Raw genomic sequence first — 26,847 nt, 5'->3', positions numbered from 1 at the left:
AAATGCCCAGCTGGTAGGGCTAGGTGGGGTTGCATATAGGCCTTTAGACCCAAGTTATCTTATAGTGAAACTGGACACTAAACGCAAATCATAAAAACGCCCCTGGCTGGCGCTAACGGTTTTGTTAGCGCCAGCCAGGGGGTTAGTTAAATGCTGAGCTAAGCTCAGTCAACTACCGGACGCAGGAAGATAGCGCCCAGCGGGGGCACGCGCAGACGCACCGAAGCGCTCTGGCCATCCCAGGGCAGCTCTTCAGCCTCAAGCACGCCGGGGTTGGTGACCCCAGAGCCGGCGTAGTCCTCAGAGTCAGTGTTGAGCACTTCCTCCCACTTGCCGGGGAAGGGCAGACCCACACGGTAGCCCTCGTGGGGGTTACCGGCGAAGTTAATGATGCAGGCGATTAGGTCCTTGCGGCCCTCAGCATCCTTACCCTTACGCAGGTAGGTGATGACGTTGTGGTCGCCGTCGTTAGCGTTGATCCACTCAAAGCCGTGGTAGGTGAAGTCCTCGGTCCACAGTGCCGGGGTGGCCTTGTACAGCGCGTTGAGGTCACTGATCAGGTTCTTGATACCGGCGTGGTCGGGGTTCTCCAGCAGCCACCAGTCCAGGGAGTTGTCGGCGTTCCACTCAACGCCCTGACCAAACTCCTGACCCATGAACAGCAGCTGCTTGCCGGGGTGAGACCACATGTAAGCGTACAGGGCGCGCAGGTTGGCGCGCTTTTGCCAGTCGTCACCGGGCATCTTGGCGATCAGTGAGCCCTTACCGTGGACTACCTCGTCATGGCTGAGCGGCAAAATGAACTGCTCAGAGAAGGCGTAGACCAGCGAGAAGGTCAGCTCACCGTGGTGCCAGCGGCGGTTAACCGGGTCTTCAGCCATGTAGCGCAGGGTGTCGTTCATCCAGCCCATGTTCCACTTGAGGCCAAAGCCCAGGCCACCTTGCTCGGTGGGGGAGGTAACGCCCGGCCAGGCGGTGGATTCCTCAGCGCACATAACAATGCCCGGGTGCTTGCGGTAAGCGGTGGCGTTGGCTTCCTGTAGGAAGCTGATGGCCTCGAGGTTTTCGCGCCCGCCGTACTGGTTGGGGCGCCACTGGCCGTCGTTACGCGAGTAGTCCAGGTAAAGCATGGAAGCCACAGCGTCTACGCGCAGGCCATCTACGTGGAACTCTTCTAGCCAGTACAGGGCGTTGGCAACCAGGAAGTTGCGCACCTCGCGACGGCCGAAGTTGAACACGTAGGTACCCCAGTCGGGGTGCTCGCCACGTAGCGGGTCGGGGTCTTCGTACAGCGGGGTGCCGTCGAAGCGAGCCAGGGCGAAGTCATCCTTGGGGAAGTGGGCCGGTACCCAGTCTAGGATTACCCCGATGCCGGCCTGGTGTAGCTGGTCTACCAGGTAGCGGAAGTCGTCGGGGGTACCGAAACGGGCGGTGGGGGCGTAGTAGGAGGAAACCTGGTAACCCCAAGAACCACCGAAGGGGTGCTCAGCTACCGGCATGAACTCCACGTGGGTGAAGCCGGTTTCCTTCAGGTAGGGGATCAGCTCGTCAGCTAGGCCACGGTAGCCCAGGCCTTGACGCCAAGAGCCTACGTGTACTTCGTAGATGCTCATGGGGGAGTTGTGCGGGTCGCGCTGGGGGCGCTGCTCCATCCACTCCTGGTCCTGCCACTGGTGGAACTCGTCGGTAACTACCGAGGCGGTGGCCGGGGGAATTTCAGTGGCGCGAGCTAGCGGGTCAGCCTTCTGCTTCCAAGTGCCGTCACGGTGGCAGATTTCGAACTTGTAGCGGGCACCGATGCCGACGCCGGGCACGAACAGCTCCCATACACCGCAGGCACCTAGCGAACGCATAGCAGTGGCGCTGCCATCCCAGTAGTTGAAGTCACCAACCACGCGCACGGCGCGGGCGTTGGGGGCCCAAACTGAGAAGGCCACACCGCTAACTTCACCCATCGGGCCGGAGAAGTGCTTGATGTGAGCACCCAGTACCTTCCACAGTTCTTCGTGGCGGCCTTCGCCGATCAGGTAGGTGTCAATGTCACCTAGGGTGGGCAGGAAACGGTAGGGGTCATCGCCGTCGACTACCTGGTCACCATAGGTGGCCTTAACGCGGTAGTCAGGCACCTCGTTGCCAGGCAGAACCGCTAGCCAGATGCCGTCCTGCTCGTGGACGGCCGGGTAGGTTCCGTTTTCGGTTACGATCTCGACGGCGTCGGCCAGGTGGCGCACGGTACGGATGGTAACGCCGTGCTCGCCGGGGTGGCCGCCTAGGACCTCATGGGGGTTGTAGTGGCGCCCGTAAGCAACGTCGCTAAGTACCCAGGATTCAACAGGTACCGCTAGTGCTAGGGCGTCATGCGCTGTGTTGTCACTCATAAACATATCCTCCCATGTTTTTGGGTTGTGTGCGTCACCATTCGTCCCAGGTCATCCAGGGGAATGTGGGCCCATGTCGGGCGGTGCGTGAGCTCATAGACGAGCTCATAAACGGTCTTTAACAGCAGCTCCACTGTCAAGACCTGGTCTTGGACGGCAGTCGTTCCCGGCTGCGCTAAAGGGTGGGTAGCAGGAACATGCATGCAGGCTAGACCGGCAATTTCTTGGCGGTAAGCCATAAAGAATTTTCTCACCAAAGCATCGCAACTGTGCTCACTTATGCCAGCAGTAGCTAAGGCATAGCTAAAAGAGCGAGCCATAGAAGCGAGATCCCGTTCTAAGGGAGCTAGCGATGGCTGTTCAGTATCGGTGCGTAGCGGCTCGCCTTCAAAATCAACCACATACCAGTTGGGGGAGCGTAAGTCGTTGGGCGAGTCGGTCCCAGATACCAGTAGTTGGCCTAGGTGGTAGTCGCCGTGAATGGCTTGCAAAGTCACGGCCTGGTTAATTTCAGCCAGTAGCGGCTCTAGCACAGTTTCTAGCTGCTGGCTCAGGGTGCGAGCGCGGCTAGTTTGCTCAGGGTCAAGCAGGCTGGTTGCCAGTAGCGTCTGCAGTTGCTCAGTTAGCGCAGCTAAACGCTGGCGAGATAGGGTGGCGTAGTTAGTCTGGCTCTGTGTGCCCAAGCTACGTGCCAGGCAAACGTGCATTTGCGCAGTTAATTTACCCAGCTGCTCAGGCACTGCCAGGCTAAGCGGCTGCCCGGGCAGGGCTTGGCGTAGCTGCTCTACGTAGTAGGCAAAGCCATCGCGAGCCCCAGCAATAAATTGGTGCCCCACAGCCACTACTACTTGCGGCGCGGCAGGCGGCGTAGTTAGTGCCTCCGCGTTAGGGACTGTCTGGCTTGTGCTCGCCTCAACCGTCGACGGCGCAAAGGGCCAGGCCAAGGTGGGGGCTAGCACCAGCGTAGGGGCGGCGTCGAAATCAGCCAGGGCCCGGGCGAAGAGACACTCGCGGTTAGCGCCTGGGTATAGGCGGCGCAGTACTTTAGCGATAACTTTTCCCTGCGCGGTGGAGAGCACCACGGAGGTGTTGGACTGCTCACGGGCGCTGTCATCAATCACGCTCACCTTAAGGCCGGTTAAAGCCTGCCAGGTGGCATCCAAAGTACAGGCCTCGCCTAGCCAAGCTAGGCGGCCGTCGCACTCAAAGCTTGCCTGCCAGCCACTAGTGGGCGCCTGCCAAGCCAGCTTGATGGGCACACTCAGGGCAGCGCCGTCGTCAAGTAAGAAGAAATACCAACGTAAGGTGTCGCCTGAGTCAAGCACCTCAAAACTTACCTGGACATTGTCAGGCAGTAAGGTGCCCCAGCGCTGGGTAGCCAAAACTGGACGCAGCAGGTTAGCTAGCTGCGTCGCTTCGGGCCAGGCTGGGGCACTCATCACTGATCGTCAGAGGCGGGTGATGTTAAATACGTGGGCGAAACGACCCTCGTGAGGGTCTAGGCGCACGTAGTTAGAACCGGACCAGTAGTACTCGCCGCCGTTTAGCTCATCGACGGCCTTAACTACCGGGCGTGAGCCATCAGCGTTGCCGGGCAGACCCACGGCAGGCAGGTTCAGCAGCACTTCACCCTCAACCGTGTTGTAGGGGTCAAGGTTAACCACAGTGAGCACAATGTCCTCACGGCCATCCAAAGACTCCTCAGCGCGTACCCGCTTGGAGTAGGCGATCAGAGAATCGTTGGTGGTGGTGTGGAAGGTGATGTCACGCAGCTGAGCCAAAGCCGGGTGCTGGTGGCGGATTCGGTTTAGATCAGTTAGTAGCTGCTCAATACCGTTACCACGGGCCGCCTCGAAGTCACGGGGCTTGTACTCATACTTCTCGTTGTCGATCTGCTCCTCATAGCCCGGACGCGGTACCGACTCGGCCAGCTCATAGCCGCTGTAGATACCCCAGGTGGGGCTGAGTGTAGCCGCTAGCACTGCACGCAGCTTGAAGGCGCCCTCCTTACCCCAGCTCATGAACGGGGTCAGGATGTCGTGAGTGGTGGGCCAGAAGGCCGGACGTAGCACGTGGGCGGTGTCGTGGCTGAGCTCGTGCAGGTACTGCTCTAGCTCCCACTTGGCGTTACGCCAGGCGTAGTAGGTGTAGGACTGCTGGAAGCCGATCATGCCCAAGGTGCGCATCATGGCGGGCTTAGTGAAAGCCTCCGCCAGGAAGAATACGTCGGGGTATTCCTCGCCGATCTGCTTAATTAGCCTCTGCCAGAAAGGTAGCGGCTTAGTGTGGGGGTTATCCACGCGGAAAATCTTTACCCCGTGGTTAATCCAGGTAACTACTACGTCATAAATTGCCTGGTAAATACCCTCAGGGTCATTGTCGAAGTTAAGCGGGTAAATGTCCTGATACTTCTTAGGCGGGTTTTCAGCGTAAGCAATTGAACCGTCTGCCAATACCGTGAACCATTCAGGGTGTTCCTTCACCCAGGGGTGGTCGGGAGAGCACTGTAGAGCCAGGTCTAGGGCTACTTCCATGCCCAGCTGTCCGGCACGCTCTACCAGCGCGTCAAAGTCAGCAAAAGTACCCAGGTCGGGGTGGATGGCGTCGTGCCCACCGGCGTCGGAACCAATGCCGTAGGGGGAGCCCGGGTCGCCTTCAAGGGCGGTGAGGGTGTTGTTCTTACCCTTACGGTTGGTGTAGCCAATGGGGGAGACCGGGGTCAGGTAGAGCACGTCAAAGCCCATGGCGGCAATGCGGTCCAACTGCTGGGTGGCGCTAGCCAAAGTACCTGAAACCCACTTTTCGCCGTCGAAGTAAGCGCCCAGTGAGCGCGGGAAGATCTCATACCAGGAACCGAATAGGGCCCGCTGGCGGTCCACCTGTAGCGGGTAGGTGGCAGAGGGGGAAACCATGTCGCGTAGCGGTAGGGCAGCCAGCTCGTTTTGTACTGAGATGTTTAGGCCGGCATCTAGACGCTCGTAGGGGTTGCGCGAGGTGTCGCGTAGTACGGAGGCGGCGTAGTTGAGGGTGTTGACGCCACCCTTGCTGCGGGTGGGCACCTCGGCTGCGCGTAGCAGCAGGCGGGCGCCTTCTTCCAGCATTAGTTCGACGTCGACGCCGGCGTGCACCTTGAGTGTGGCGTCATGCTTCCAGGTGGCGTAGGGGTCAGACCAGCCCTCAACCCTAAAGCTCCAAGCGCCGGGCTCGTCGGGGGTTAGGCGGGCCTCGTAGCGGTTAAGGCCCATGGCGATTTCGTACATGTTGGCGCGCGGGCCATCAGTGCCGTCAGGGCGCACCAAAATGGCGGTGGCGGCAAAAGCATCGTGGCCTTCACGGAAAACTGTGGCGCGAATCGGAATGGTTTCGCCTACAACAGCCTTTGTAGGCCAGCGCCCATCTTCAATGACGGGAAATACTTCAGTTACAGGAATACGACCGATAAAAGAAAATTCGGCAGGGCGTGGCGTAGCTGTCATGTCACTACAGTAACCTAGCTCACGAAGCATTGCCACCTGCAATATTAAAAAATAATGGCCCCATCCCAAAGGGATAGAGCCATACTTTAAAGCCTTAGCTACGCGCTCAGATGTTGCGGGTAACCTTGCCGGCCTTGAGGCAAGAAGTGCACACGTTTAGACGCTTAGGGGCGCCATTAACGAGAGCACGAACTCGCTGAATGTTGGGGTTCCACCGGCGGTTGGTCCGCACGTGGGAGTGCGAGACGCTCTTGCCGAAGATGGGGCCCTTGCCGCAGACGTCGCAAACAGCAGCCACGGTGTCTCACTCCTGATCTTCAACTTGAAAACGCCTAGACTCGGCAAACCCGGCCTGGCGCAAGGTCATGTACCTCAGGCAAACCGCCTCAGGCAACCCGAACAGTGTAGCGTTATTTTGCCCCTATGCTCAAACTTTACAGCTATGGTCTGAGGCACAGCTTGCGTCCGGGTAGCCTCTAGCTAGGTTAACACGGCAAAATTAGTTCTATGTCTGCGCCTGAACACCTGGGTATTGAACAGCTCCACAGTTGGCTGGTCCATGCTCATGCTGCCTGCGTGCGCTACGGTGAGCTGCTAAATACGCTAAATGAGTTCCCGGTTGCAGATAGTGATACTGGTGCAAATGTTACTCATACTTTGGCTGGGGCGGCCCGCGCGTTAACTCAAGCTGATGTGATTGATTTTGCCGACGCCGCCGCAGTGGCCTCAGCGGGAGCGGTGCTGGGGGCGCGGGGTAACTCTGGGATGATTTTGGCCCAGTGTTTACTTGCTTTTAGCGAAAGTGCCCAAAAAGCTCCCAGCCAAGGGCTGCGTCCAGTGGAGTTGGTGGCCGCCTTGCAGGCCATGGCGCGTGGAGCCGTAAAAGCAGTCTCCCACCCGGTGGAGGGCACTTTCATTAGTGCCATGCGTTCAGCTGCCCAGGCGGGCGCTGACACGTTAGATAATTCAGCGCGCCCAACCCTGGAGGAAATCACTGCCACCGCCGCTTTTGGGGCCCAAGAGGCAGTGGTGGAAACGGTTGGTATTGGTCACGGCCCAGTTGATGCGGGAGCCGGGGCCATCATGCTGATTATGACGGCGCTGGCAGACGTATTTAACCCGCAGGGGGATCTGACCGGTACGGCTGTAAATATGCTCACTGACCTATCTCAAAACAACACTTCCCATAAGCGGGTTTCGGGCCGCTCGGGTGAGTTTGAGGTGATGTACCTGTGGAACGCCACCGCTTTCCAAGCTGAGCGACTACGCAAGGGGCTGGGAGAAATAGGTGACAGTGTGGCCGTGGTGGGGGCGGTCGACAGCCTCAATATGGGTTTGTTCCACGTGCATGTGCACACCGACAACCCGCGCGCGGCCCTACCTCCTTACGGTAAGGCCCGCCAGGTCTGTATTCGCCGCCTGCGCTCTAGCCACACCGAGCCGCCCACAAACCCTTACGGTTTTAACGCTCGGGGCGGCTCAAATGTGATTCCCCTGGAACGCTTTAGTGCTAAGCGCCCCTCAAAAGCGGCCCGTAAAGTCCAAAACGAGATCGGGGTAATTGCCTGCACACGCGCCCCGGGACTAATCGTGCCTTTGGCGCGGGCTGGGGCTGTGGTGGTACTAGAGCCAGACTCTGACGCAATCGTGCGGGCAGCAGGCGATATTCAAAACCCCAATGCTTTTGTACTACCTTGCGATGAGGCCTCAATCTCGGCGGCCCACGCAGCTTCCCGCTCGCTCACTTCACGCGCCGCTGTGTGGGCTTTAGATGACAGTAATCTTGGCGACGACGTACTGGTGGCTGGTGATTACGCCAGTAAATCTGCCGGCGGCGTTGAAGCCCTGACCCGCCTGAAGGTCGCTGACACCTCTAACGAGGTGGCAATGTTTGTCACCGCCATGGCTTTGGGCCTGGCTGAACTGGAAAACAGCTCAGATGTAGACGAGGCTGCCAAGCTGGCTTTGATGGAACGTACCGCCTGGGTGACGGCGGTGCGTATGCGGGTGCTTGAATTTAGTGGGGTCGACGCCGAACGCATCGCCCTGGCGGTGGCTGAGGCGCTGGGGGAGTGGACCGTGACAGTTACGGTTTTAGTCGGTGCCCTGGCCGATAGCGACGTGGCCCCCTTAATCCGCGACGCCGTCGTACAAAAAGCCCAAGATATGGGCATAGACGAAGACCTGGACATAAATATCTACGCCTCGCACCAAGATTTAGACCAGGTGCTGGTGGGCTTGGAAGGATTTTAATGACACCGGCCAGTGAGAGGGCCCCTGGCCTGCTAGAGCGGCCCCTGGAGCGGTTGCTGGGTAAACGCACCGCCACCGCCCTAGCTAAGCTGGATCTACATACCGGCTGGGATTTGCTGGACTATCTGCCTAAACGCTACGAAACCTGGGGGCAGCTGAGCTCTTTAGGCCAGCTGGTTGCCGATGAAGAGGTAACCGTACAGGTGCAGGTAATTCACGCCCAGGTTAGGCGCACCATGTCCGGGCGGCCACCAGCAATTTTACAGGCCCTAGTTACTGACGGGCTGATGGAGATGGAAGTGGTGATGTTCGGAGCCCACTACCAGCTAAGCAACTACGCTCGCCAACTTCAGCCTGATACCACCGCAATTTTCGCCGGTAAAACCAAGTTTCGTGGCGGACGCTTGCAGCTAACCGGTGCCAAGTTCCAGGTACTTGATGAGCTAAGTGAAACTGAGCGTCAAGCCCTGATGGCCCGGCCTATCCCGATTTATCGCGCTAGTGAAGCCTTGCCTAGTTGGCGCCTGGCTAAGGCTGTGCGCATGGTGCTTGATCAGCTTCGCGATACGGATGTGCCCGAGTATGTGCCAAAGAAAATATTGGCTAGACGCCGTCTACTTGGTCTGCTTGAAGCCTACCGACAGGTGCATGGGCCGGCAGATAGCAGCCAGTGGGTGCGGGCGCGCTCACGCCTGCGCTACAACCAGGCTTTACTCACCCAGGTGGCTTTAGCCAGCCACCGCGCTGATGTATTGGCTCGAGAACACGCCATTGCCTGGCCGGTGCCTAAGGCAGACTCGCTGCGTAGCCAGATTGACGCGCATTTGCCTTTTGAACTAACCACCTCCCAAGTGCAGGTGGGTGAGCAGATCGCCCAGGATCTGAACAAGACCGTGCCCATGCAGCGTCTGCTGCAAGGTGATGTGGGCGCCGGTAAAACCGTGGTGGCCCTGCGCGCAATGGCCCAAGTGCTAGGTCAAGGTGGTCAGTGCGCCCTACTGGCCCCCACTGAAGTGCTAGCAGCCCAGCATGTAAGCTCCCTAAAACGCCTACTTAGCCAGGTGGGCCCAATTGGCGCGGCGCAAGGTGCTAAAGAAAGCAAAGGTGCCCAAGGCAGTGGCTTAGCGGCGTTGCCGGGGCTAGAAGTAGGCGCCGCAGACAAAATCTATTTGCTAACCGCCTCTATGAGCGTGCCCGCTAAACGCGCAGTGCTAGCCAAACTGGCCAGTGGTGAAAGCGCCATAGTGGTAGGCACCCACGCCCTACTTTCAGACACTGTCCAGCTGCCTGGTTTGGGGCTGGTAGTTATCGATGAACAGCACCGCTTTGGGGTGGCCCAGCGTAATGTGCTGCGTGAACGCGGCTCACTTGACCCAAGCGGCGCTCACACCACCCCGCACCTACTGGTTATGACAGCCACACCCATTCCCCGCACCGTGGCCATGACCGTCTTTGGTGATCTAGAAATCTCAGTTTTAGAAGGGCTACCAGCCGGGCGCACCCAGGTAACCACCCACCTAGTGCCCTGGGAAAGACAAGCCTGGGTGCAAGCCTTATGGCGCCGCGCTGCCCAAGAAATAGCTGGAGGCGGACGCGTATTCGTGGTGTGCCCCAGCATTGACAGTGAAACTTCAGACGCGTCCCTAGCTTCCGTAAATGACTGGGCACAGCGCCTAGCCAAAGAACCAGAACTAGCTGGCATCTCTATTGGTACCCTCACCGGGCGCATGGACGGCGTCGAAAAAGAAAACTCCCTCAGTAACTTCATCCAAGGCACCACCCCACTATTAGTAACCACCACCGTAGTGGAGGTAGGGGTGGACGTTTCAGACGCCACCATGATGGTGATCCTAGACGCCGAACGCTTTGGCCTATCCCAACTGCACCAGCTACGCGGACGGGTGGGGCGCGCCGACAAACCCGCCATATGCATGGCAGTCACCGGCGCGCAGGTAGGCTCACCCGCCTTCCACCGCCTCAAAGCTTTCGCCTCCACCACCAACGGATTCGAACTAGCCGAAGCCGATCTACGCCTACGTAGCGAAGGCGATGTACTGGGCTCAAGCCAGTCAGGGCGCAAACGCAACCTAGACCTACTGCAAGTAACTGACAGTGAACACGTCAAAGTAATTGAGCAAGCCCGCCAAGACGCCTGGCAAATAGTTAAGGCCGATCCACAGCTAGAGCAGGCGCCGGCCCTAGCCCAAGTGCTGGCCCGGCGCCTAGATGAAGACTCGCAGGCCTTCCTAGAAAAGTCCTAGTTAAAAGTCCTAGTAAACGGAACTGGCCCTAATCCAACTCGGCAAACCACAGGCGAGTTTCACCGTATTTCTTATCGGTAAAACTATGCATCCCTGCCGGCCAAGTCGGCTCCGGTGAGCGCGTAGAACGCTCCACCACCACCACCGAGTGCGGCTGCAGCCACGGGTCCTGGCTGCGCACCAGCGGAGCAAGAACCTCACTGACGCTAGCCTCACTCATGTCATAGGGCGGATCAAAAAACACTAAATCCACCGGGCTACCAGCCGGCCCCGCAGTATAGGCCTGCGCCTTAGCCATAACCACGCGCACCCCGCGCAAACCCAGCCGGCGCACATTATCCTGACAGGCCTTAACCGCCCCGCGCGCATAGTCAACCAGGGCCACCTCGCTAGCGCCACGGCTAGCAGCCTCCAGCCCCAAGGCCCCAGAGCCCGCGCATAAGTCAACTACCCGCCCACCTTGCAGCACCTGATAGGTCTCAAGTTTAGAAAACAGGGCCTCGCGCACCCGCTCAGAAGTAGGGCGAGTACCTGAAGAGGGCACACGTAAGGGGGCCCCACCTACGCTGCCGGCCACGATTCTGCTCATACTTAAAGCCTATTACGGCGCGCTCGCAGCGGCTAAAGTTGCAGCTGGCATTAGGCTTAGTACATGCGCACAGCTCTCTACCCCGGCTCCTTTGACCCAATAACTAATGGACACGTCGATATTGTTAGCAGGGCTGCCAAAATTTTTGACCAGGTAGTAGTGGCTGTGGCGCAAAACCGTGATAAGCGCGGGCGTTACCACTTTAGTGATGAGCAAAGAGTGCGCTTAGCGACGGCGTCGTTAAGCCACCTGCAAAACGTTAAAGTAGTGGCCCTGCACGGCCTAGTGGCCAGCTACGCTGAGCAAATCGGGGCGGTTGCTATTGTTAAAGGGCTACGTAACGGCAGCGATTTAGATAGTGAAGCGCCTATGGCCTTTATAAACACACAGCTAGGTGGAGTGGAGACGGTATTTTTACCCGCTGCCCCCGGCATGGGGCATATCTCGTCTTCACTAGTGAAAGATGTGGCCAGCTACGGCGGTAACATTGACTCACTTGTGCCGTCAGTAGTTGCCACGGCCCTTAAATCTTGAAGGAGGCGCAGTGTCTGAAAATGAGCGTGGGGCAGATGTCCTAAAGTACCTGAGCAAGCTTGAGCGCGCTCTGGAACAGGCTCGCCCGATGCCCATGGGCGCCTCGGTGCTGGTAAACCGTGAAGAATTTTCTGACCTACTGTTCCAGGTACGCCAGCATTTACCGCTGTCTATCCAAGATGCCCGCAAAATCCTGGAGCAGGAAGACGAGATTATTAACCAGGCCCGTGAGCGCGCCAAGGCTATAGTCGCTGACGGTCACCGCCAGTCTGAGGCGCTAATTGAGCATGCCCATGAAGAAGCTGAGCGGCTTATCTCTGGCGAGAATATTGTGCGTCGCGCCCATGAGCGCGCCGATGAGATTGTGGCCCAGGCTGAAGATAAGGCCGCCGGGATGCGCGCGGGTGCGGAAAACTATTCAGATGCCCACCTGGCTTCCTTGCAGCAGACTCTAGAAAAGTTGCTGCACCAGACTATGGCTGGACGCTCTGAGCTGGAGCGACGTCGTAACCCCGAAACCCCGGCAAGCCAGACCTGGCAGGACCCTTCGGTGACGCGCCGTCGCAATATGGGCTGGTCAGTTGACCCCTCCTAACGGTTACCCCAGGCGACGCCCCTTGCCAAAAACTTTGCCCATTGCATAACTACTGGAGGCAAACATGAATGACTTTGTAATTTCCCTGCGTGATCTACCTCACCAGGCAGGTTCCGTAAAAGAAGTAGAGCTAACTGTGCCGGCCCCGGCAGATCTGGGTAACGCCATGATTGGCGCTAAGCCAGGCTCCCCTGTGCGGATGCAGGCCACACTGACCTCCATGACCGACGGCGTACTGGTTAGCGGCAGTGCCCAGGTACAGATTGCCGGCGAATGCGGCCGCTGCCTCGATGAGATCAGCTATGAGCAAGACATTGACTTCTCAGAGATGTTTTTCCTGCCGGAAGTAGCTGCCAAGCTAACTGAAGACAGCGAGACAGAAGACGCCGATGAGCTGCTGACCATCTCAGATGAGGACAGCGTGGATTTAGAGCCGGTACTGCGTGACGCCCTGGTTTTAAAGCTGCCCTTCCAGCCCCTGTGCAGCGATGACTGCCCAGGGCTATGTCAAGAATGTGGACAGCGTCTAGCTGATCTACCTGCCGACCATCACCACGAGATCCTAGATCCGCGCTGGTCTGCACTGCGCTCATTGCTAGAGGAAGAATGATGGTTCGCAAAAGTAAGTCTCGGGTAAAAGCCCCCGCCGCTCGCACTGACCGTGAGGTGCTGCTTAACCGCTGGGGTATCAAAATTGACCCTGAGCTGTTAGAACTGGCCCTCACCCACCGCTCTTGGGCCCATGAGCAGGGCGGTTTGCCCACCAATGAGCGCCTAGAGTTTCTGGGTGACTCGGTGCTGGGCCTGGTGGTGACTGAGGAGCTATATACGCGCTTTCCAGGCGTGAGCGAGGGACAGTTGGCCAAAATGCGTTCAGCTACCGTCTCTGAGCCAGCTTTGGCGCAGATTGCCCAGCAGCTAGGTCTGGGTGAGTTCATTTTGCTGGGTAATGGTGAGGCCATTACCGGTGGGCGTGAAAAAGCTTCAATCCTGTCTGACACGGTTGAGGCCATGATTGGCGCCACCTACCTAACTCACGGTTTTAACGCTACCCGCCCGGTAGTGCAGGTTTTGGTCTCTGGTTTCCTTAACCGCGCCCAGGTGCGTGGGGGCGCTATGGACTGGAAGACTTCGCTGCTGGAGCTGTGTAATGCGCACGGCTTGGGTGCGCCTAACTACGAGGTTGAGGGCTTTGGGCCTGACCACTCGCGTCGCTTTAGGGCCTGCGCCCGCGTGGGTGACCATGAGCTGGGCAGCGGGGAGGGCTCCTCGAAGAAGGCTGCGGAGCTGGTGGCCGCTGAGTCTGCTTATGCCCGGCTTTTAGCTGAAAAGGGCGACGCCGGCTTGGCCCTGCCCGGGGTTAATGAGGCTTTGGCCGCCGACCAGGCTCACGGCAGCCTGCTAGGAGGCGTGCCCGCTAACGCCACTGACGATTAATGCCTGAGCTTCCTGAAGTTGAGGTAGTGCGCCGGGGGCTAGAAAAGCACCTGGTGGGGCTGCATTTCACAGAGGTTGAGGTGCTAGATAGCCGCCCGCTGCGCAGGCATGTGGGGGGACCGGCCTCATTTGTTGATCAGTTGGTGGGTCGTCAGGTGCAGGCGGCGGTGCGTCGCGGCAAGTTTTTATGGCTAGTTCTCGACGACGGCGCCGCCCTGACCGCCCACCTGGGTATGAGTGGGCAGCTGCTGGTCCATAGTGGGCTAGAGGCTGAGCATTTCAATCACCGCCATTTGCGGGTGCGTTTAAGGCTGGAAGGCTCCACCGTGCTGCACCACGTTGATCAGCGCATGTTTGGCGGCTTGGCGGTGGTGGATATGGTGCCCACTAGTGATGGTTTTCCAGGTGGCTGCGGCAGTCAGTTAAATGCCATTCCGGTAACTGACACTCATGTGGCTCGCGATGTTTTAGATCCCTATCTTGATAAAGCCCAGGTAATTGGCCGCTTGCAGGCCTCTAGTCGAGCTATAAAGACCCAGCTTTTAGATCAAGGTGTTATATCGGGAATCGGCAACATTTATGCTGATGAAGCTTTATGGGCTGCACGTATTGCCGGCGCCCGGCCGGGTAGTTCACTGAGCAAAGCCAAGTTAAAACTTTTACTGCAAAGCACCGGCGAAGTTATGCAACGCGCTTTAGCTCAAGGCGGCACCAGTTTTGATGCTTTATATGTAAATACTGAAGGAGAAGCTGGATACTTTGCTAGGTCGCTAGAGGTCTATGGACGTGAAGGGCAGCCCTGTTCGCGTTGTGGGCGGCTACTACGCAAAGAGGTTATTGGCGGGCGTTCACATGTACGCTGCCCCAATTGTCAGCGCAATAAACAAGGTTAAAACACCGCGTTATAAAAATTTCCTATAGTTTTACAAGTTTTTGATTATAGGACTAGGGCCCATTGTTGCTAGTCTTAGCTCCATGGTAGAAAACCGGGAGGGCGCGAACGTTCGCGTCATGATTATCGATGACCATGAGATTGTCCGTCGCGGCATCTCAGACATCATTGACCGCGCAGACGGCCTCGAAGTTGTAGCGGAGGCCGGTTCTAAGGCGGAAGCTATACGACGTGCGGACCTAATGCGTCCTGACGTTGTCCTGGTGGATCTACAGCTACCTGACGGCACTGGTATTGAGGTTATCCGCGCCCTGTCGCAGTCTGTCCCGCAGGCTCTGCCCATCGTGCTAACTTCCTTCGACGACGACGAGGCCCTGGCTGAGGCGTTGGAGGTAGGGGCCCGTGCCTACGTGCTTAAGAGCGTGCACGGCGCCGAAATCTCTGATGTGGTGCGGGCTGTGGCTGACGGGCGTGTGCTGCTAGATGAGCGCACGGTTACCCGCCGTCGCGCTGACCACGATGACCCTACCGCTGACCTAACCAACGCTGAGCGTAAGGTGCTGGTGCTGATCGGTGAGGGCCTGTCTAACCGGGAAATCGGCGCCCAGCTGGGGGTTGCTGAAAAGACGGTGAAGAACCACATCACCTCCCTGCTGGCCAAGATGGGCCTGCAGCGCCGCACTCAGGTGGCCGCCTGGGTAGCTAGCCAGCGCGCCTCGGGTTGGCGCGCCGGCTCACGTAGCTAACCGATTTTCTTAACCGACCGAGTTTTCTAGCGGCGCCTGCCAAATTAGGCGGGTGCCGCGATGCGTATCTTGACCTGCCTGCGCAGCCTGGGCAGCGTCGTCGCGCGGACTGGGCCCCAAACTGAAGCTACCGCCACGACGCAGTGCCCGCTGACTCATATTGGCGGTGCCGGAGCTACGCGTAGAGGTAGGATCTAGCCCCACGCCGTCGTCATCTACCTGAATCTCCACTTGGCTGGGGGTGTGCTGACACGAGGCGTTAGTTAGATCCAAACCGGTGAAATCAATTTGCACCCGCACTGAGGAAGCCTTGGCATGGCGGGCCACATTCGCTAGCGCCTCACGGGTTACTGCTACCAGGTCATCAGCCAGATCATCGTCAACGGCGGCGTCAATAATGGAGATCAGGTTATCTTCCTCGTCGCGGCAACAGTTGCTAAGCGACTTGCCGTCAACGGTAATAATCAACGAAGGGGCGTAACCCAGAGAGTTACGGGCCAGTGAGGATTCGCGGCGCAAACGCTCCACCACGCCCACTTCCTCATCACGGTCACGCAAAGAGCGCACAATCGAGCGGATCTGGGCCACCGACTCATCAATAGCCCCCAGCGCGCCGTCGAGAGCAGCCAAAATCTCCTCGGGCCCCAGCTGCTCCCCAGCAGCCAAGCGCTTGCGGGCTGAAGTGATACGCATACCGGTAGCAAACAGCTGCTGGATGGCCAGATCATGCAGGTCACGGCCAATGCGGGCACGCTCATCAAGCAGATTAGCCATCTCTTCAGCGTGCTGGGCACTAGCCAGTTCAAAAGCCATCGAAGCCTGGGAGGCCACCAATTGGGCGATTTCTAGATCCTGCTCAGTAAACTCCCCGCGCCCAGGCACACGCAGCAGCAAAATCACCCCAATACCCTGAGAGTGGGAAATCATGGGGGCATATAGGGCTGGGCCAAAGCGGCTTAGCTCCTCCACCCGCAGCACTTTTTCTTCACATAAAGAGGGCACCAGCAGGCCGCAGCGAGTATGCAGGCAGTTCATGGCCCGCCCATCGGGGGGAAACACGGTGCCAATCAGCTCATTAGCCCATAAGCCGTCAGCCAGCTCGCACACCCAGCTGTCACCAATTCCCGGCAAAATCAGGGCCGAAGTATCTGCGCGGGCCACTTCACGCACGCGCTTGGTAATCAGCCCCAGGGCGTCTTCTTCGTCGGCGCCAGAAAGCAGCGTGCTGGTTAGCTCCTGGGAGACACTCATCCACTGAGTGCGCTCATTAGCCACCCGGTACAGGCGAGCATTATCAATGGCTACAGCCGCTGCGCGCGCCAGCATAGAGACAGTGGCGGCGTCACTAGTAACAAACCCGCCGGGCTTATCACACAGATAAATCTGGCCAAAGATTTGGCTGTGCACCTGCAAGGGCACGGTTAGCAGCGAGCCGGGCCCTTCGCCCTCAATGGCGCCGGTAAAAGCGCTGGCAACAGACAGGTCATTGCGGATAATTGCACCCGAATCGATTAGGGTGCCCGCCTGCTGGGGGTTTAGCTGATTTGGTCCCTGCACTGATTCATAAGCTAGCTGCACCGGTGAGGCGGTGGGCACACCGGCGTTAACCATGGGTCCAAAGGGGTTGTTTTGGTTATGCACCGCAATAGTGCCCCAAGCGGCCCCGGTTAGCTGACAAGCAGAGGTAACAAAACGCTGCAGAGCATCACGTACTTTTAGGGAGCTGGTTAGATCCAGGGCGGCTGCCAGTAGATCCAGGGTGCGTGAATCTAGATCGGCGGCAGTGCCTAGTCCCAGGTCAGTTAGGGCCCGGGTGGAGCGCATCCGGTTGGAGTGCACAGTGAAGCCGTTTACCTCCCCGTTTTCGACGGCGACCGTAGCCGAGGAGTACGTAGAAACCCTGGGGGTTAGGGGAGAGGGGATATCAATATCGCCCAGCGGGTCATCATCTGGCACTCCGGGAAATTGGAAGGTGTCACTCATCGCTACTTTCCTCCTGCACTAGAGCCCAAGCGTATTCCTTGCTGCTAGCTAGTAGCTGGCTGTGGCTGCCACGGGCAACAATGCGGACAGCTTGGTTTTCTTTGCCTAGCAGCACTACTTCATTAGCGCTGGCCAAAGCACTTAGCCGGTGGGTTACTAGCACAATAGCGCGCTTAGAGTCGGCTTGTAATAGGTCGGTGATTAGGGCGTCAGCGGTGGCCGGGTCTAGATGCTCACCGGGCTCATCTAGCAGCAGGATGCGGGCGGGGCTGGCTAGGGCGCGGGCCAGTAAGAGTCGACGGCGTTCTCCACCGGAAATACTGGTGGCACCCGACCCTAAGACAGTGTCTAAACCTTTAGGTAGCTGGCTTATCCAAGTACCTAAACCAGCCTGCTCTAGCAGTTTATGGGCTTGCTCAGCAGTGATATCACCCTTGGCTACACGCAGGTTTTCTAGCACTGAGGTATTAAAAATATGGGCATCTTCAGCAGTTAGGCTCACGTAGGCGGCGGCTTGTTGACGCGGGGCGCCATACAGTGGCTGCCAAGTGTTCTGGCTGGTCAGTACCTCGACGCTGCCCTGGGCGCCAGGCAGGATCCCGGCCAGGGTGTACAGCAGAGTGGTTTTACCAATTCCCGAAGAGCCCACAATGGCCAGTGACTGGCCTGGTTTAACTTCCAGATCAATGCCTTGACTGATAACGGGGCCCCCTGGCCAAGCAGTAGCCAGGTTGCGGGCGCGCAAACTTACCTTGGCACCGGGCGCAGCTAGCTCGTGGGTGGGCTCATCGGCTGCCTGACGGGCCTGATCAACCAGCTCCATTACGCGCGTGGCGGCCTGGGCGGAAACAATTAGCTGGGTGCTGGCCGGACCAAGTGGGGCGGTGGCTTCAAAAGCAGCCAGAGGCGTAAGCGTAATAACCGCCAGCATCACCGGGTTAAGGCTGCCGGCGGCCACAGCCGGGCTACCAACCAAAATCGCCCCAATTACGGCAGCTAAGGTGGCGGCAATATCAATGGCTGCGGCTAGCGCGCCAGGCCGGGCAGCGCTGTCTTTAAGGGCAATAATGCGCTGCTCAATTTGGGCTAGCTCATTTTGGGCGGTTTCCATAGTGCCGTTAATGCGCAGCTCGTCAGCGTTTTCCAGGATGTTGAGGGTGGCATTTGCTAGCTGCGTGTCAGCTAGGCGGCGCGCATCTAGGGCCCGGCGAGTAGCTCGCATGGTTACTAGGGGAGCGCCAATACCGCTGATAGCTAGGCACAGAGCCAAAATCAGGGCAGCAGGGGGATAGATAAAGGCGATAGCCACTACCGTCAGTAGGCTGCTCACCAGGGCTACCGCTGCGGGCAGATAGGCGCGCACCACCAAGTCGCCGACGGCGTCGATATCAGCTCCCATGCGGGCTAGCACATCCCCACGGCGCAGGGCGGCCACCACGTCAGCGCGTGAGCCAGCTAGGGCCTGATAAACCCGGGTACGTAGCCCATTCATGCCGCGCAGCGCCGTGTCGTGGCTGATTAGGCGTTCCGCATAGCGTAAAACTGCGCGGGAAATACCAAATAGGCGCACCATTACGGGCGCCACTCCCAGCATCACCACATCGGGATGCTCGCTGGCGCGGGCAATTAGCCAGGCAGCCACCGCACTTAAGGCAATGGCGCTAGCCAAACCGGCGCTACCGGTAAGCACTGAAGCCCAAAACCGACCCCGGTTAAGCCCTAACAGGCGCAGGCACTGGCGTAGGCTGGCGCGTTCTTGACTGCTTAGAAACACCATATTCACTTAAGCCTCCTGCGCGGCTAGCGCCTGGGCGCACACCTCAATGACATTGTCGGCAATGTTGATAAGTGCCTGACGGTGAGCAATAACCACCACGGTTGAGCCTGCTTCACGCAGCTGCAGCACGGCCTGCACGATCTGGTTTTCACTGATGGCATCCAGGTGGGCGCTGGGTTCATCAAGCAGTACCAGGGCGCTGGGGTTGACTAGGGCCCTGGTTAACGCCAAGCGCTGACGCTGACCCACGCTTAAACCCACCCCGCCTTGACCCAGCTGGGTGTCCCAGCCTTGGGGCAGCGCGGCTACGACGGCGTCGAAACCGGTTACCTGCGCCGCCTTTTCCAGCTCGGCTTGGCTGCACGCGCCGGCACTAAGCAGATACTGACGCACTGAGCCGGGTAAAATCGCTGGATGTTGGCTCACCCAGGTTAGCTGGCGCCACCAGGAGTTAAGCTCAACTTCACGCAAATCCAAGCTGGCGCCGTCGCTGAGCAAATTAACTTGGCCGCTAGTGGGCTGTACTAAGCCCATTAATACCTGGGCGGTGGTGGTTTTACCGGCACCGGATTTACCTACCAGCACATGGATTTTTCCCGGCTCTAAGCGGGCCGAAAGCAAAGCTGGGGCATAGGTGCCGCGAGCCTTAACCGAAAGATTTCTGATCTCAATAGTGGTTTGGCTCAGCTGTGGGGCCGCTTGGCTGCCCTGGTGCTGGGAGCGCTCAATGATTTCAAAAGCCTGCTCGGCGGCAGCCACACCATTAGCTGAGGCGTGGAAGTGGAAACCCACCTGACGCAGGGGCTGATAAACCTCGGGGGCAATCATGATTACCAGCAGGGCAGTAGCTAAATCCAGGTGCCCATATAGCAGGCGGAAACCTACCTCAACGGCCACAATCGCCACCGATAGGGTAGTGATAAATTCCAGCACTGCGCCAGAGAGGAAAGCTACCCGCAAAGTAGCCATAGTGGTGGCGTTATAAGCCTTGCCAAGCTGATAAATGCGTTTACTTGACCCCTGGGCGCGCCCTAGCGCCTTAAGGGTGGGTAGCCCTGAAGCCAAATCTAAAACCTGGGCGCCTAGACGCTGCATGGCTGCTAGACGCTCATTGGAGTACTGAGAGGTGAGCTTGCCGATCAGGATCATAAAAATAGGGATCAGCGGGATCGTGGCCACTACCGCAATAGCTGAGGGGATGTCTTGGGTGAACATCACTAGGGCCGTGGCCGGGGTGACCGTGGCCGCCAGCAGCAGCTGGGGCAGGTAGCGGGTGAAGTAAGGCTCTAGATCATCTAGGCCACGCGTAGCCAAAGTGGCACTCTGGGAAGTGTTGGTGGAGCGCCAACGTGGGCCGGCGGCAATAGCCTGCTCTAATACGCGCTTGCGTAGCTGCACCACCGTTTGTGTGGCCGCGCGGTGGGCGCGTGACTCTTGCAGGTAGGTAATTGCTACGCGCACAACTAGCACCCCCGCCAACAGGGCCAGTGGCAGGGCCAGCGTGTTTAAGGACTGCTTTGAGGTGATCACGGGGGCAATTACGTAGGCAATCAAAGCAGCTTGGCTAACTATGGCAGCGGCGGTTAGAAAACCGGTGACTGCGGTGAAAATAATGTAGCTGCGAGCCGCTTTAGCGTAGCGCGCCAGGCGTGGGTCCAAAGGCTTCACAAGGCCAGTCTAGCGAGGATATTCAAATAGTTTGATTTAGGAAAAAAGTCTGGTGGCGGGCAACCATAAGCAGGTTGCCCGCCACCAGCGCTTTGCTAAACATCAATCAGTGGTGAGTACTGATCTTATTGATCAGCAGGCCAAGTGATCAGTAAGCCAAGCCCACCGGCTTAGCGGAGTTGTCGCGCACCTTAACCGGGTCCAGGCCGGCATTGGGGTCGATCTTTTCAGCGTTGATGCGCTTGGCGAAGACCTTGTAGCTCCAAATGGTGTACACCAGCACCACGGGTACGAATACCACGGCAGCAATGCTCATAATCAGCAAGGTCACATCCGCGCTAGCACCCTGAGAGATGGTCAGCGAGTAAGCCGGGTTGATGGCAGAACGCATAATGTCGGGGGTGATAGCCAGGAAGATGAACACCACGGCAAAGGCAATGGCACCAAAGTGGGTGGCAAAAGCCAGACCCTGACGCCCACGCAGATTCAGGTACAAGGAAGCCACCAGGAACAGGGCAGCCAGTACCAGACCAATCCAAGAAGCGGGGCTGGCGGAGTAGGCCAGCTGAGCCCACAGCGCCCACAGTGCGGTGAGTACGGTGGAGACCACGCCCAGCTTCAGGGCCAGGGCGGAGCAACGCTTGGACAGATCGCCAGCGGTCTTTAGGGCCGCGAACAGGGCCCCGTGGGTCAAGAACAGCGAGCAGGTAACCAAACCACCTAGCAGAGTGAAGGGGGTGATCAGGCTCCAGAAGCCACCGGTGATTTCGTGGGAGGCACCCGGAATCAGGGTGCCGGCGCTCTGGGCCGCCAGGGCCTCAGAGACGGGCACAACCTTGCGGCTGGCAACCTCAACTACCTCAATCTGCATACCCTGCACCAGATTGGCGAAGGCCGCACCCCACAAGATGGCGGGCAGCCAGGCGCTGATGGTGTGGGCCCAGTCCCAGCGAGCACGCCAGGTGTCAGAGTTGATCTTGCCGCGCCACTCAATAGCGCAGACACGCACGATCAGGGCCAGCAGGATCAGGAACAGAACTAGGTAGGCTCCAGAAAAGAGCGTGCCGTACCACTCGGGGAAAGCGGCGAAGGTGGCACCACCAGCGGTGAGTAGCCATACCTCGTTACCGTCCCAGTGGGGGCCGATAGTGCCTAGTAGGGCGCGGCGTTCGCGCTCATCTTTGGCCACGAACTTGTAGATCATGCCCACCCCAAAGCCGAAGCCTTCTAGGGTCAGGTAGCCGATCCACAAAACAGCGATGAGGATGAACCAGAGAACAGATAACGTCATTTTGTCTTACTTCCTTGTATTTATCAGTACTGGAAGGTCAGCTCGGCGTCGTCGGCCGGTTTGTCAGCTACCGGGGTGCGTACGCCTTCACGCACATAGCGACGCAGGAGCATAAACCAAACCACGCCCAGAGCGGCATAGAGCAGGGTGAATACGACCATACTGGTCAATACGGAAGCAGAAGAGACTACCGTGGATACACCGTTCTGGGTGAGCATGTATACCCAGGTGGTGGGGTCGTCAGGACGTACCGTGGCCAGGTTGGGGGCTACTACCCAAGGCTGACGGCCAATTTCGGTAAAGATCCAACCGAAGCTGGCACCCAGGAAGGGCAGGGTCACACTCCACAGAGCCAGCGTGCCCAGCTTGCGGTTAGCAATGAGCTTGTTGGCGCGGGTCAGGTACAGCACCACCAGGGCCAGCAAGATGGATAGCGAGCCGGTGCCGATCATCAGACGGAAGGTCCAGAAGGTGGTCATCACGTCGGGGGTGTAGTTGATCTTGGAGCCGTCGGCAGCGGTGCTACCAAAGCGCTGCTCCATGTCCTTCTGGGCGTCGTCCAAGCCGGTCATGCGGGCGTTGAAGTCGTTGGTGGCCATGAAGGAGTAGACCTTGGGGATCTCAATGATGCGGGTGGGGCCGCCGTTGGCAGAGCAGTCACCAAAGGCAGCTACGGTAAAGCCGGCGCCTTCCTGACTCTGGCACAGGGCCTCGGCGGCGGCGAACTTGGCGGGCTGGTATTCAGCGATCTGCTGGCCCTGCCAGTGACCGGTGCCTAGTACACCAAGGCCGGCGATTAGGGCGAAGTAGGCGCCAAAGCGAGCGCCGCGACGCCACAGCTCGGTGGCCTCAAACTTCTGCTCGGCACGCACCGCGCGCACCATCCACCAGATGGAAATACCCATAACCATGGCGCCGGCAACCAGCAGGGCAGTGGTCACTACGTGCAGGTAGGTGGCCCAGGTTAGGGGAGAGGTGAGTACCTCGAAGAAGCCGCCAATACCATCAAGCTCGGCGCGGCCGGTCTTGGGGTTAACGACGGCGCCTACCGGGTGCTGCATCCAGGAGTTAGCGGCCAAAATGAATAGGGCGGACAGGTTAACGCCTAGCGCTACCATCCAGATGCACAGGTTGTGCAGTTTCTTGCTCAGACGGTCCCAGCCGAAAATCCACACGCCCATGAAAGTGGATTCCATGAAGAAGGCCAGCAGGGCCTCGAAGGCTAGCGGAGCGCCAAAGATGTTGCCTACAAAGCGAGAGTATTCAGACCAGTTCATACCGAACTGGAATTCCTGCACGATACCGGTGGCCACACCGAGTGCGAAGTTAATAATGAATACCTTGCCGAAGAACTTGGTAAGAGTTAGCCACTGCTCGTTACCAGTCTTGAGCCAAGCGGTTTCCATGAGCGCCACCAGCGGTGCTAGGCCGATGGTGAGCGGAACCAGAACGAAGTGATAGACGGTCGTGATCCCGAACTGCCAGCGGGCTAGGTCCAGACTGTCGAGCGCCATTGCGGTGGTCACAAGCGCTACCTTTCTTGGTACTAATGATTCAATCTTGAGTTTTTAGCCGTAGGGCCAAAACACTTCGCCGTAAGTGTACTTCCAAGCCTGACGCGCTGTCATGAAGAAGTGGGACTTTTTGACTAAGGGTGCAAACGACTCAAGTGAATTTGTTTACCCTTGCAAAATACCTGGGACATACGTCCCTACTGACTGGGGTCGGTTTATATGTTTCTGACTTAAGTCCCGTTTTTGTGCTCTCCCTAAGCCAGCTTCGACACGCCCGAAAAATGCTCAGGCTCCGCTTGAGGCTATTAACGCCAACAGTAAAAACTGGCCATCTGTGACGCCTCTACCAGGTTTTAGTGCCATGGGTGTGGAATAATTCCCTAAGAGCTCCGCTTACGTACCAGCGCGCTCTCCGCCTGCCCTGCGCTCGCCAAACTGCTTTTGCGCCGCATAAGTTCGTCGCTGCAAAGCCCGGCTAGAATGCGCACTGCGGCGGCCCTGACATCCCATAAGGGATGCTCCTAGACTTTCCGCCCACTGCGGCGACGACCCGACCAGCTTGGGGTAGGTGCGAACCTGGGCTGCGTCACTTTGGAGAAAATAATGGCTGACTCTACTTTTAGTGCTGCCGAGGAACCCCAGGCAGCCCCCAGTGCGTCCGCTTCTTTTGGTTCCCTACTATTTCAGGCCCCCGATTTTTCGGCAGTGCGTAAGCGCCCGGTAGTAGAGGCTGATTCTGCTGAAAATGACGACGACGCCGCCCGCACCCCGCGCGCGAGCGTTAAGTCCCGCAAAACTCGCCACCGTGACGAACGTACTAGCCGCGAAAAGCGCGTCGAAGTAGCTGACGAAGAGAGCGAAGCAACTCAGGACGAAAGTACTGATGTAATCACAGCTGAAGAAGACGAAGAAAACGGCCGCAAGTCTGTGCGCCGTCGTCGTGGCGGGCGCGGACGCCGCTCACGCATGCGCGAAGAGGAAGAAGAAAACACCCCCAGCGCCGCCTCTGCCGATGCCTCCGGCTCTCAAGAGGCTGAAGGTGACGCACAGGCCAGTGAAGAAGGTAGTGAGGAAGAAGAAGGCGGCGAGTCTGGCTCGCTGCGCCGTCGCCGTCGCCGCCGCACCCGTACCCGCTCAGACGAAGCCCGGGACGTTAAAGACGAAGTTACCGCGCTTAAAGGCTCTACCCGCCTAGAAGCTAAGCGTCAGCGCCGCCGTGAAGGACGCGCGGCCGGACGCCGTCGCCCCATCGTGACCGAAGCTGAATTCCTGGCCCGCCGCGAAAGCGTAGACCGCCAGATGATCGTGCGTGAAAAAGACGGCCTCAACCAGATCGCCGTACTTGAAGACGACATGCTGGTAGAACACTACGTAGCCCGCCACACCCAAACCTCAATGGTGGGCAATGTCTACATCGGCCGCGTACAAAACGTGCTGCCCTCCATGGAAGCTGCCTTCGTTGACCTAGGCAAGGGCCGCAACGCCGTGCTTTACGCCGGTGAAGTTAACTGGGACGCCGCCGGCCTGGAAGGCAAGCCCCGCCGCATCGAAGACGCCCTCAAGAGCGGCGACACGGTGGTAGTGCAGGTAACTAAGGACCCCATCGGTCACAAGGGCGCGCGCCTAACCAGCCAGATCACCCTGGCCGGACGCCACCTGGTGCTAGTGCCCGGGGGGTCTATGACCGGTATTTCACGCAAGCTGCCCGACACTGAGCGCGGCCGCCTAAAGCGCATTTTGAAGCAGGTTGTGCCCGCCGGACACGGCGTAATTGTGCGCACCGCCGCTGAGGGCGCTACTGAAGAGCAGCTAGCCGCTGACGTGCAGCGCCTAACCGCCCAATGGGAGCAGATCCAAAAGAAGGTAGAGGCCGTTAATCGTGGCTCAGGCAAAGCCCCACTGCTACTAAAGGGCGAGCCGGAGTTGGCTTTGCGCGTGGTGCGTGACGTCTTTAGTGAAGACTTCCGCAAGCTGATCGTCTCTGGCACTAAGGCCTGGCAGACCATTAGTGAATACGTCACTGAGCTGAGCCCTGAGCTAGCTGACCGGCTAGAGCACTGGGTTTCCCCGGTGGACGTGTTTGCCACTTACCGGGTGGATGAGCAGCTAGCTAAGGCTTTTGACCGCAAGGTGTGGCTACCTAGCGGCGGTACCTTAGTAATTGACCGCACTGAAGCCATGACGGTTATTGACGTCAACACCGGGCGCTTTACCGGCGCGGGCGGCACCCTAGAGGAGACCGTCACCCGCAACAACCTGGAAGCAGCTGAGGAGATTGTGCGCCAGCTGCGTCTGCGCGACATCGGTGGCATGGTGGTAATCGACTTCGTGGATATGGTGCTGGAGTCTAACCGTGACCTGGTACTACGCCGCCTAATCGAATGCCTGGGCCGCGACCGCACCCGTCACCAGGTCACTGAAGTAACCAGCTTGGGTCTGGTGCAGATGACCCGTAAGCGCGTGGGGCAGGGGCTGGTGGAGGCCTTCTCGACGCCGTGTGAGCACTGCAATGGGCGTGGCTTTATCGTTCATGACGCCCCGGTGGAAAACCAGGTGGTGGACATGTCCATGTCTGCCTCGGCGCACCTAGATGGTGGTAAGCGTCGTCGTAAGCAGCGCCGGGATGAAGAGCCGCGTCATAAGGGTGACGTCGCCAGCGAATCTGCTGCAGCTAGCGTGGCCGATGAGTCTGAGCGTGACAATGTGCGCAACGCTCTAGCCCAGATTGCTGCCGCCGCTGAGCAGGCTCACGAAAGCGGGGCCAGTGAGACGCCGCGTGAAACCGTCCGCCCCCCGCGCCGGGTGCGCCGCTCGGGTCGGTTTGTGCAGAGCGCTGCGCCGGTTGACTTTATGGAGGTTTTGGAGCCGCAGCAGGCTCACGACGACGCTGCCAACGGTGCTGCTCACGACGCCGCCCCGGTCGCTGGCGACGCTGGTGCTCACGACGGCGCTGCTGCGGACAGCGATAGCGTTGCGGCCCACGCCGGCGCCGCTGAGGCTCAGCAGCCGGCTGACGCGCCACTAGAGCCGGCAGCCTCCCAGGAGGAGGTAACCGGACAGGCGCCCGCAAGCACCGAGGTAGCCGAGCAGGCACACGCAGCTAGCGAGGTAGCCCAGCCGCGCCCGCGCCGTCGGGCTGTGCGCCGCGCCGCTAGTGCTCCCAATGTAAGCGTCACCCCCGCACATGCACCGGCCGCCCCGGCCCAGAAGCAGACTATTTCCGGAGGTGGATCGGTAGTTGCTAGCGCCGACACGGTGCTGGAAACTATGCGTCGCCCGCGCCGTCGGGCAGCTAGCTCCGGGGTGGTGGCACCGGCACAAACTGAAACCGGTGCGCAAGACCACACCGAAGAATAGCGAAAACAGGTTGGCGCAACGCCCCTTCGTCACGTAGAGTTGACCGTCGGTGCGTTGCGCACCGTTTGCCAGAAAGTGCCAAGTTGGCTTAGTAGC

At 58.8% G+C, this 26,847-nt stretch carries 19 protein-coding genes; 9 read left to right on the top strand and 10 right to left on the bottom strand.

Translation table 11 applies throughout. The annotated features are described in order from the left end of the window. Nucleotides 1–164 precede the first annotated feature (164 nt). From glgB to rpmB, 4 genes are all read right to left on the bottom strand, one after another. Nucleotides 165–2,378 (bottom strand): 1,4-alpha-glucan branching protein GlgB, encoded by a 2,214-nt coding sequence (gene glgB, locus HMPREF0045_RS03670; RefSeq protein ID WP_005985643.1) that lies wholly within the window; start codon nucleotides 2,376–2,378, stop codon nucleotides 165–167. Continuing rightward, nucleotides 2,375–3,817 (bottom strand): phosphotransferase, encoded by a 1,443-nt coding sequence (locus tag HMPREF0045_RS03665; protein WP_005985641.1) that lies wholly within the window; start codon nucleotides 3,815–3,817, stop codon nucleotides 2,375–2,377. Before HMPREF0045_RS03665 ends, glgB begins: the two co-directional genes overlap by 4 nt. A 9-nt stretch (nucleotides 3,818–3,826) precedes the next feature. Next, complete coding sequence (locus HMPREF0045_RS03660) at nucleotides 3,827–5,854, bottom strand: alpha-1,4-glucan--maltose-1-phosphate maltosyltransferase (protein ID WP_155813085.1); 2,028 nt, start codon at nucleotides 5,852–5,854, stop codon at nucleotides 3,827–3,829. Between the two features lie 106 nt (nucleotides 5,855–5,960). Continuing rightward, on the bottom strand, nucleotides 5,961–6,152 hold the full coding sequence (rpmB, locus tag HMPREF0045_RS10010) for a 50S ribosomal protein L28 (RefSeq protein WP_003785965.1): 192 nt from the start codon (nucleotides 6,150–6,152) through the stop codon (nucleotides 5,961–5,963). A 209-nt stretch (nucleotides 6,153–6,361) separates the two neighbouring features. On the opposite strand from rpmB, the gene HMPREF0045_RS03655 reads away from it, so the two are divergent. Together HMPREF0045_RS03655 and HMPREF0045_RS03650 are read left to right on the top strand one after the other, a co-directional pair. Then, nucleotides 6,362–8,107 carry a DAK2 domain-containing protein gene (locus HMPREF0045_RS03655; protein ID WP_005985628.1) on the top strand — a complete coding sequence of 582 codons (1,746 nt, stop codon included), beginning with the start codon at nucleotides 6,362–6,364 and terminating at the stop codon, nucleotides 8,105–8,107. Continuing rightward, a complete protein-coding gene (locus HMPREF0045_RS03650) occupies nucleotides 8,107–10,368 on the top strand; it encodes an ATP-dependent DNA helicase RecG (protein ID WP_005985627.1) in 2,262 nt (753 codons plus the stop codon). The genes HMPREF0045_RS03655 and HMPREF0045_RS03650 overlap by 1 nt, the downstream gene beginning before the upstream one ends. A 28-nt stretch (nucleotides 10,369–10,396) precedes the next feature. On the opposite strand, the gene rsmD is transcribed toward HMPREF0045_RS03650, so the two are convergent. Further along, a complete protein-coding gene (gene rsmD / locus HMPREF0045_RS03645) occupies nucleotides 10,397–10,957 on the bottom strand; it encodes a 16S rRNA (guanine(966)-N(2))-methyltransferase RsmD (RefSeq protein WP_005985626.1) in 561 nt (186 codons plus the stop codon). Nucleotides 10,958–11,020: 63 nt separating this feature from the next. Between rsmD and coaD the strand changes: the two genes are divergently transcribed. From coaD to HMPREF0045_RS03615, 6 genes are all read left to right on the top strand, one after another. Beyond that, the gene (coaD, locus tag HMPREF0045_RS03640) at nucleotides 11,021–11,491 is read left to right on the top strand and encodes a pantetheine-phosphate adenylyltransferase (RefSeq protein ID WP_005985625.1); all 471 of its coding nucleotides are present in this window, start codon (nucleotides 11,021–11,023) and stop codon (nucleotides 11,489–11,491) included. 10 nt (nucleotides 11,492–11,501) lie between these two features. Continuing rightward, the gene (locus HMPREF0045_RS03635) at nucleotides 11,502–12,086 is read left to right on the top strand and encodes a hypothetical protein (RefSeq protein WP_005985624.1); all 585 of its coding nucleotides are present in this window, start codon (nucleotides 11,502–11,504) and stop codon (nucleotides 12,084–12,086) included. A 64-nt stretch (nucleotides 12,087–12,150) separates the two neighbouring features. Next, complete coding sequence (locus HMPREF0045_RS03630) at nucleotides 12,151–12,696, top strand: YceD family protein (protein ID WP_005985623.1); 546 nt, start codon at nucleotides 12,151–12,153, stop codon at nucleotides 12,694–12,696. Next, entirely contained in the window at nucleotides 12,696–13,523 is an 828-nt protein-coding gene (gene rnc, locus HMPREF0045_RS03625; RefSeq protein ID WP_005985621.1) for a ribonuclease III, read from the top strand. The genes HMPREF0045_RS03630 and rnc overlap by 1 nt, the downstream gene beginning before the upstream one ends. Next, nucleotides 13,523–14,416: a bifunctional DNA-formamidopyrimidine glycosylase/DNA-(apurinic or apyrimidinic site) lyase gene (mutM, locus tag HMPREF0045_RS03620; protein ID WP_005985619.1), complete on the top strand. Its 894-nt coding sequence runs from the start codon at nucleotides 13,523–13,525 to the stop codon at nucleotides 14,414–14,416. Before rnc ends, mutM begins: the two co-directional genes overlap by 1 nt. A gap of 82 nt (nucleotides 14,417–14,498) precedes the next feature. Beyond that, nucleotides 14,499–15,161, top strand: coding sequence for a response regulator (locus tag HMPREF0045_RS03615; RefSeq protein ID WP_005985617.1), 663 nt, complete (start codon nucleotides 14,499–14,501; stop codon nucleotides 15,159–15,161). 9 nt (nucleotides 15,162–15,170) lie between these two features. Here HMPREF0045_RS03615 and HMPREF0045_RS03610 read toward each other — a convergent pair whose 3' ends face one another. The 5 genes from HMPREF0045_RS03610 to HMPREF0045_RS03590 all read right to left on the bottom strand — a co-directional run bounded on the left by HMPREF0045_RS03610 (nucleotide 15,171) and on the right by HMPREF0045_RS03590 (nucleotide 23,394). After that, entirely contained in the window at nucleotides 15,171–17,144 is a 1,974-nt protein-coding gene (locus HMPREF0045_RS03610) for a GAF domain-containing sensor histidine kinase (protein WP_005985615.1), read from the bottom strand. Beyond that, nucleotides 17,137–18,921 (bottom strand): thiol reductant ABC exporter subunit CydC, encoded by a 1,785-nt coding sequence (gene cydC / locus HMPREF0045_RS03605; RefSeq protein WP_005985614.1) that lies wholly within the window; start codon nucleotides 18,919–18,921, stop codon nucleotides 17,137–17,139. Before cydC ends, HMPREF0045_RS03610 begins: the two co-directional genes overlap by 8 nt. Before the next feature lie 6 nt (nucleotides 18,922–18,927). Next, nucleotides 18,928–20,589 (bottom strand): thiol reductant ABC exporter subunit CydD, encoded by a 1,662-nt coding sequence (gene cydD, locus HMPREF0045_RS03600; protein WP_005985612.1) that lies wholly within the window; start codon nucleotides 20,587–20,589, stop codon nucleotides 18,928–18,930. A gap of 148 nt (nucleotides 20,590–20,737) precedes the next feature. Further along, nucleotides 20,738–21,880, bottom strand: coding sequence for a cytochrome d ubiquinol oxidase subunit II (cydB, locus tag HMPREF0045_RS03595; protein ID WP_005985610.1), 1,143 nt, complete (start codon nucleotides 21,878–21,880; stop codon nucleotides 20,738–20,740). Nucleotides 21,881–21,903: 23 nt separating this feature from the next. Continuing rightward, nucleotides 21,904–23,394 (bottom strand): cytochrome ubiquinol oxidase subunit I, encoded by a 1,491-nt coding sequence (locus tag HMPREF0045_RS03590; RefSeq protein ID WP_005985608.1) that lies wholly within the window; start codon nucleotides 23,392–23,394, stop codon nucleotides 21,904–21,906. A 603-nt stretch (nucleotides 23,395–23,997) separates the two neighbouring features. On the opposite strand from HMPREF0045_RS03590, the gene HMPREF0045_RS03585 reads away from it, so the two are divergent. After that, complete coding sequence (locus HMPREF0045_RS03585) at nucleotides 23,998–26,751, top strand: Rne/Rng family ribonuclease (protein WP_005985606.1); 2,754 nt, start codon at nucleotides 23,998–24,000, stop codon at nucleotides 26,749–26,751. Nucleotides 26,752–26,847: the final 96 nt, after the last annotated feature.

Source organism: Actinomyces graevenitzii C83, assembly GCF_000239695.1.
GTDB lineage: Bacteria > Actinomycetota > Actinomycetes > Actinomycetales > Actinomycetaceae > Actinomyces > Actinomyces graevenitzii.
The sequence above is the reverse complement of the archived record's forward strand: the minus strand, read 5'-3'. Positions and strand labels throughout refer to the sequence as shown.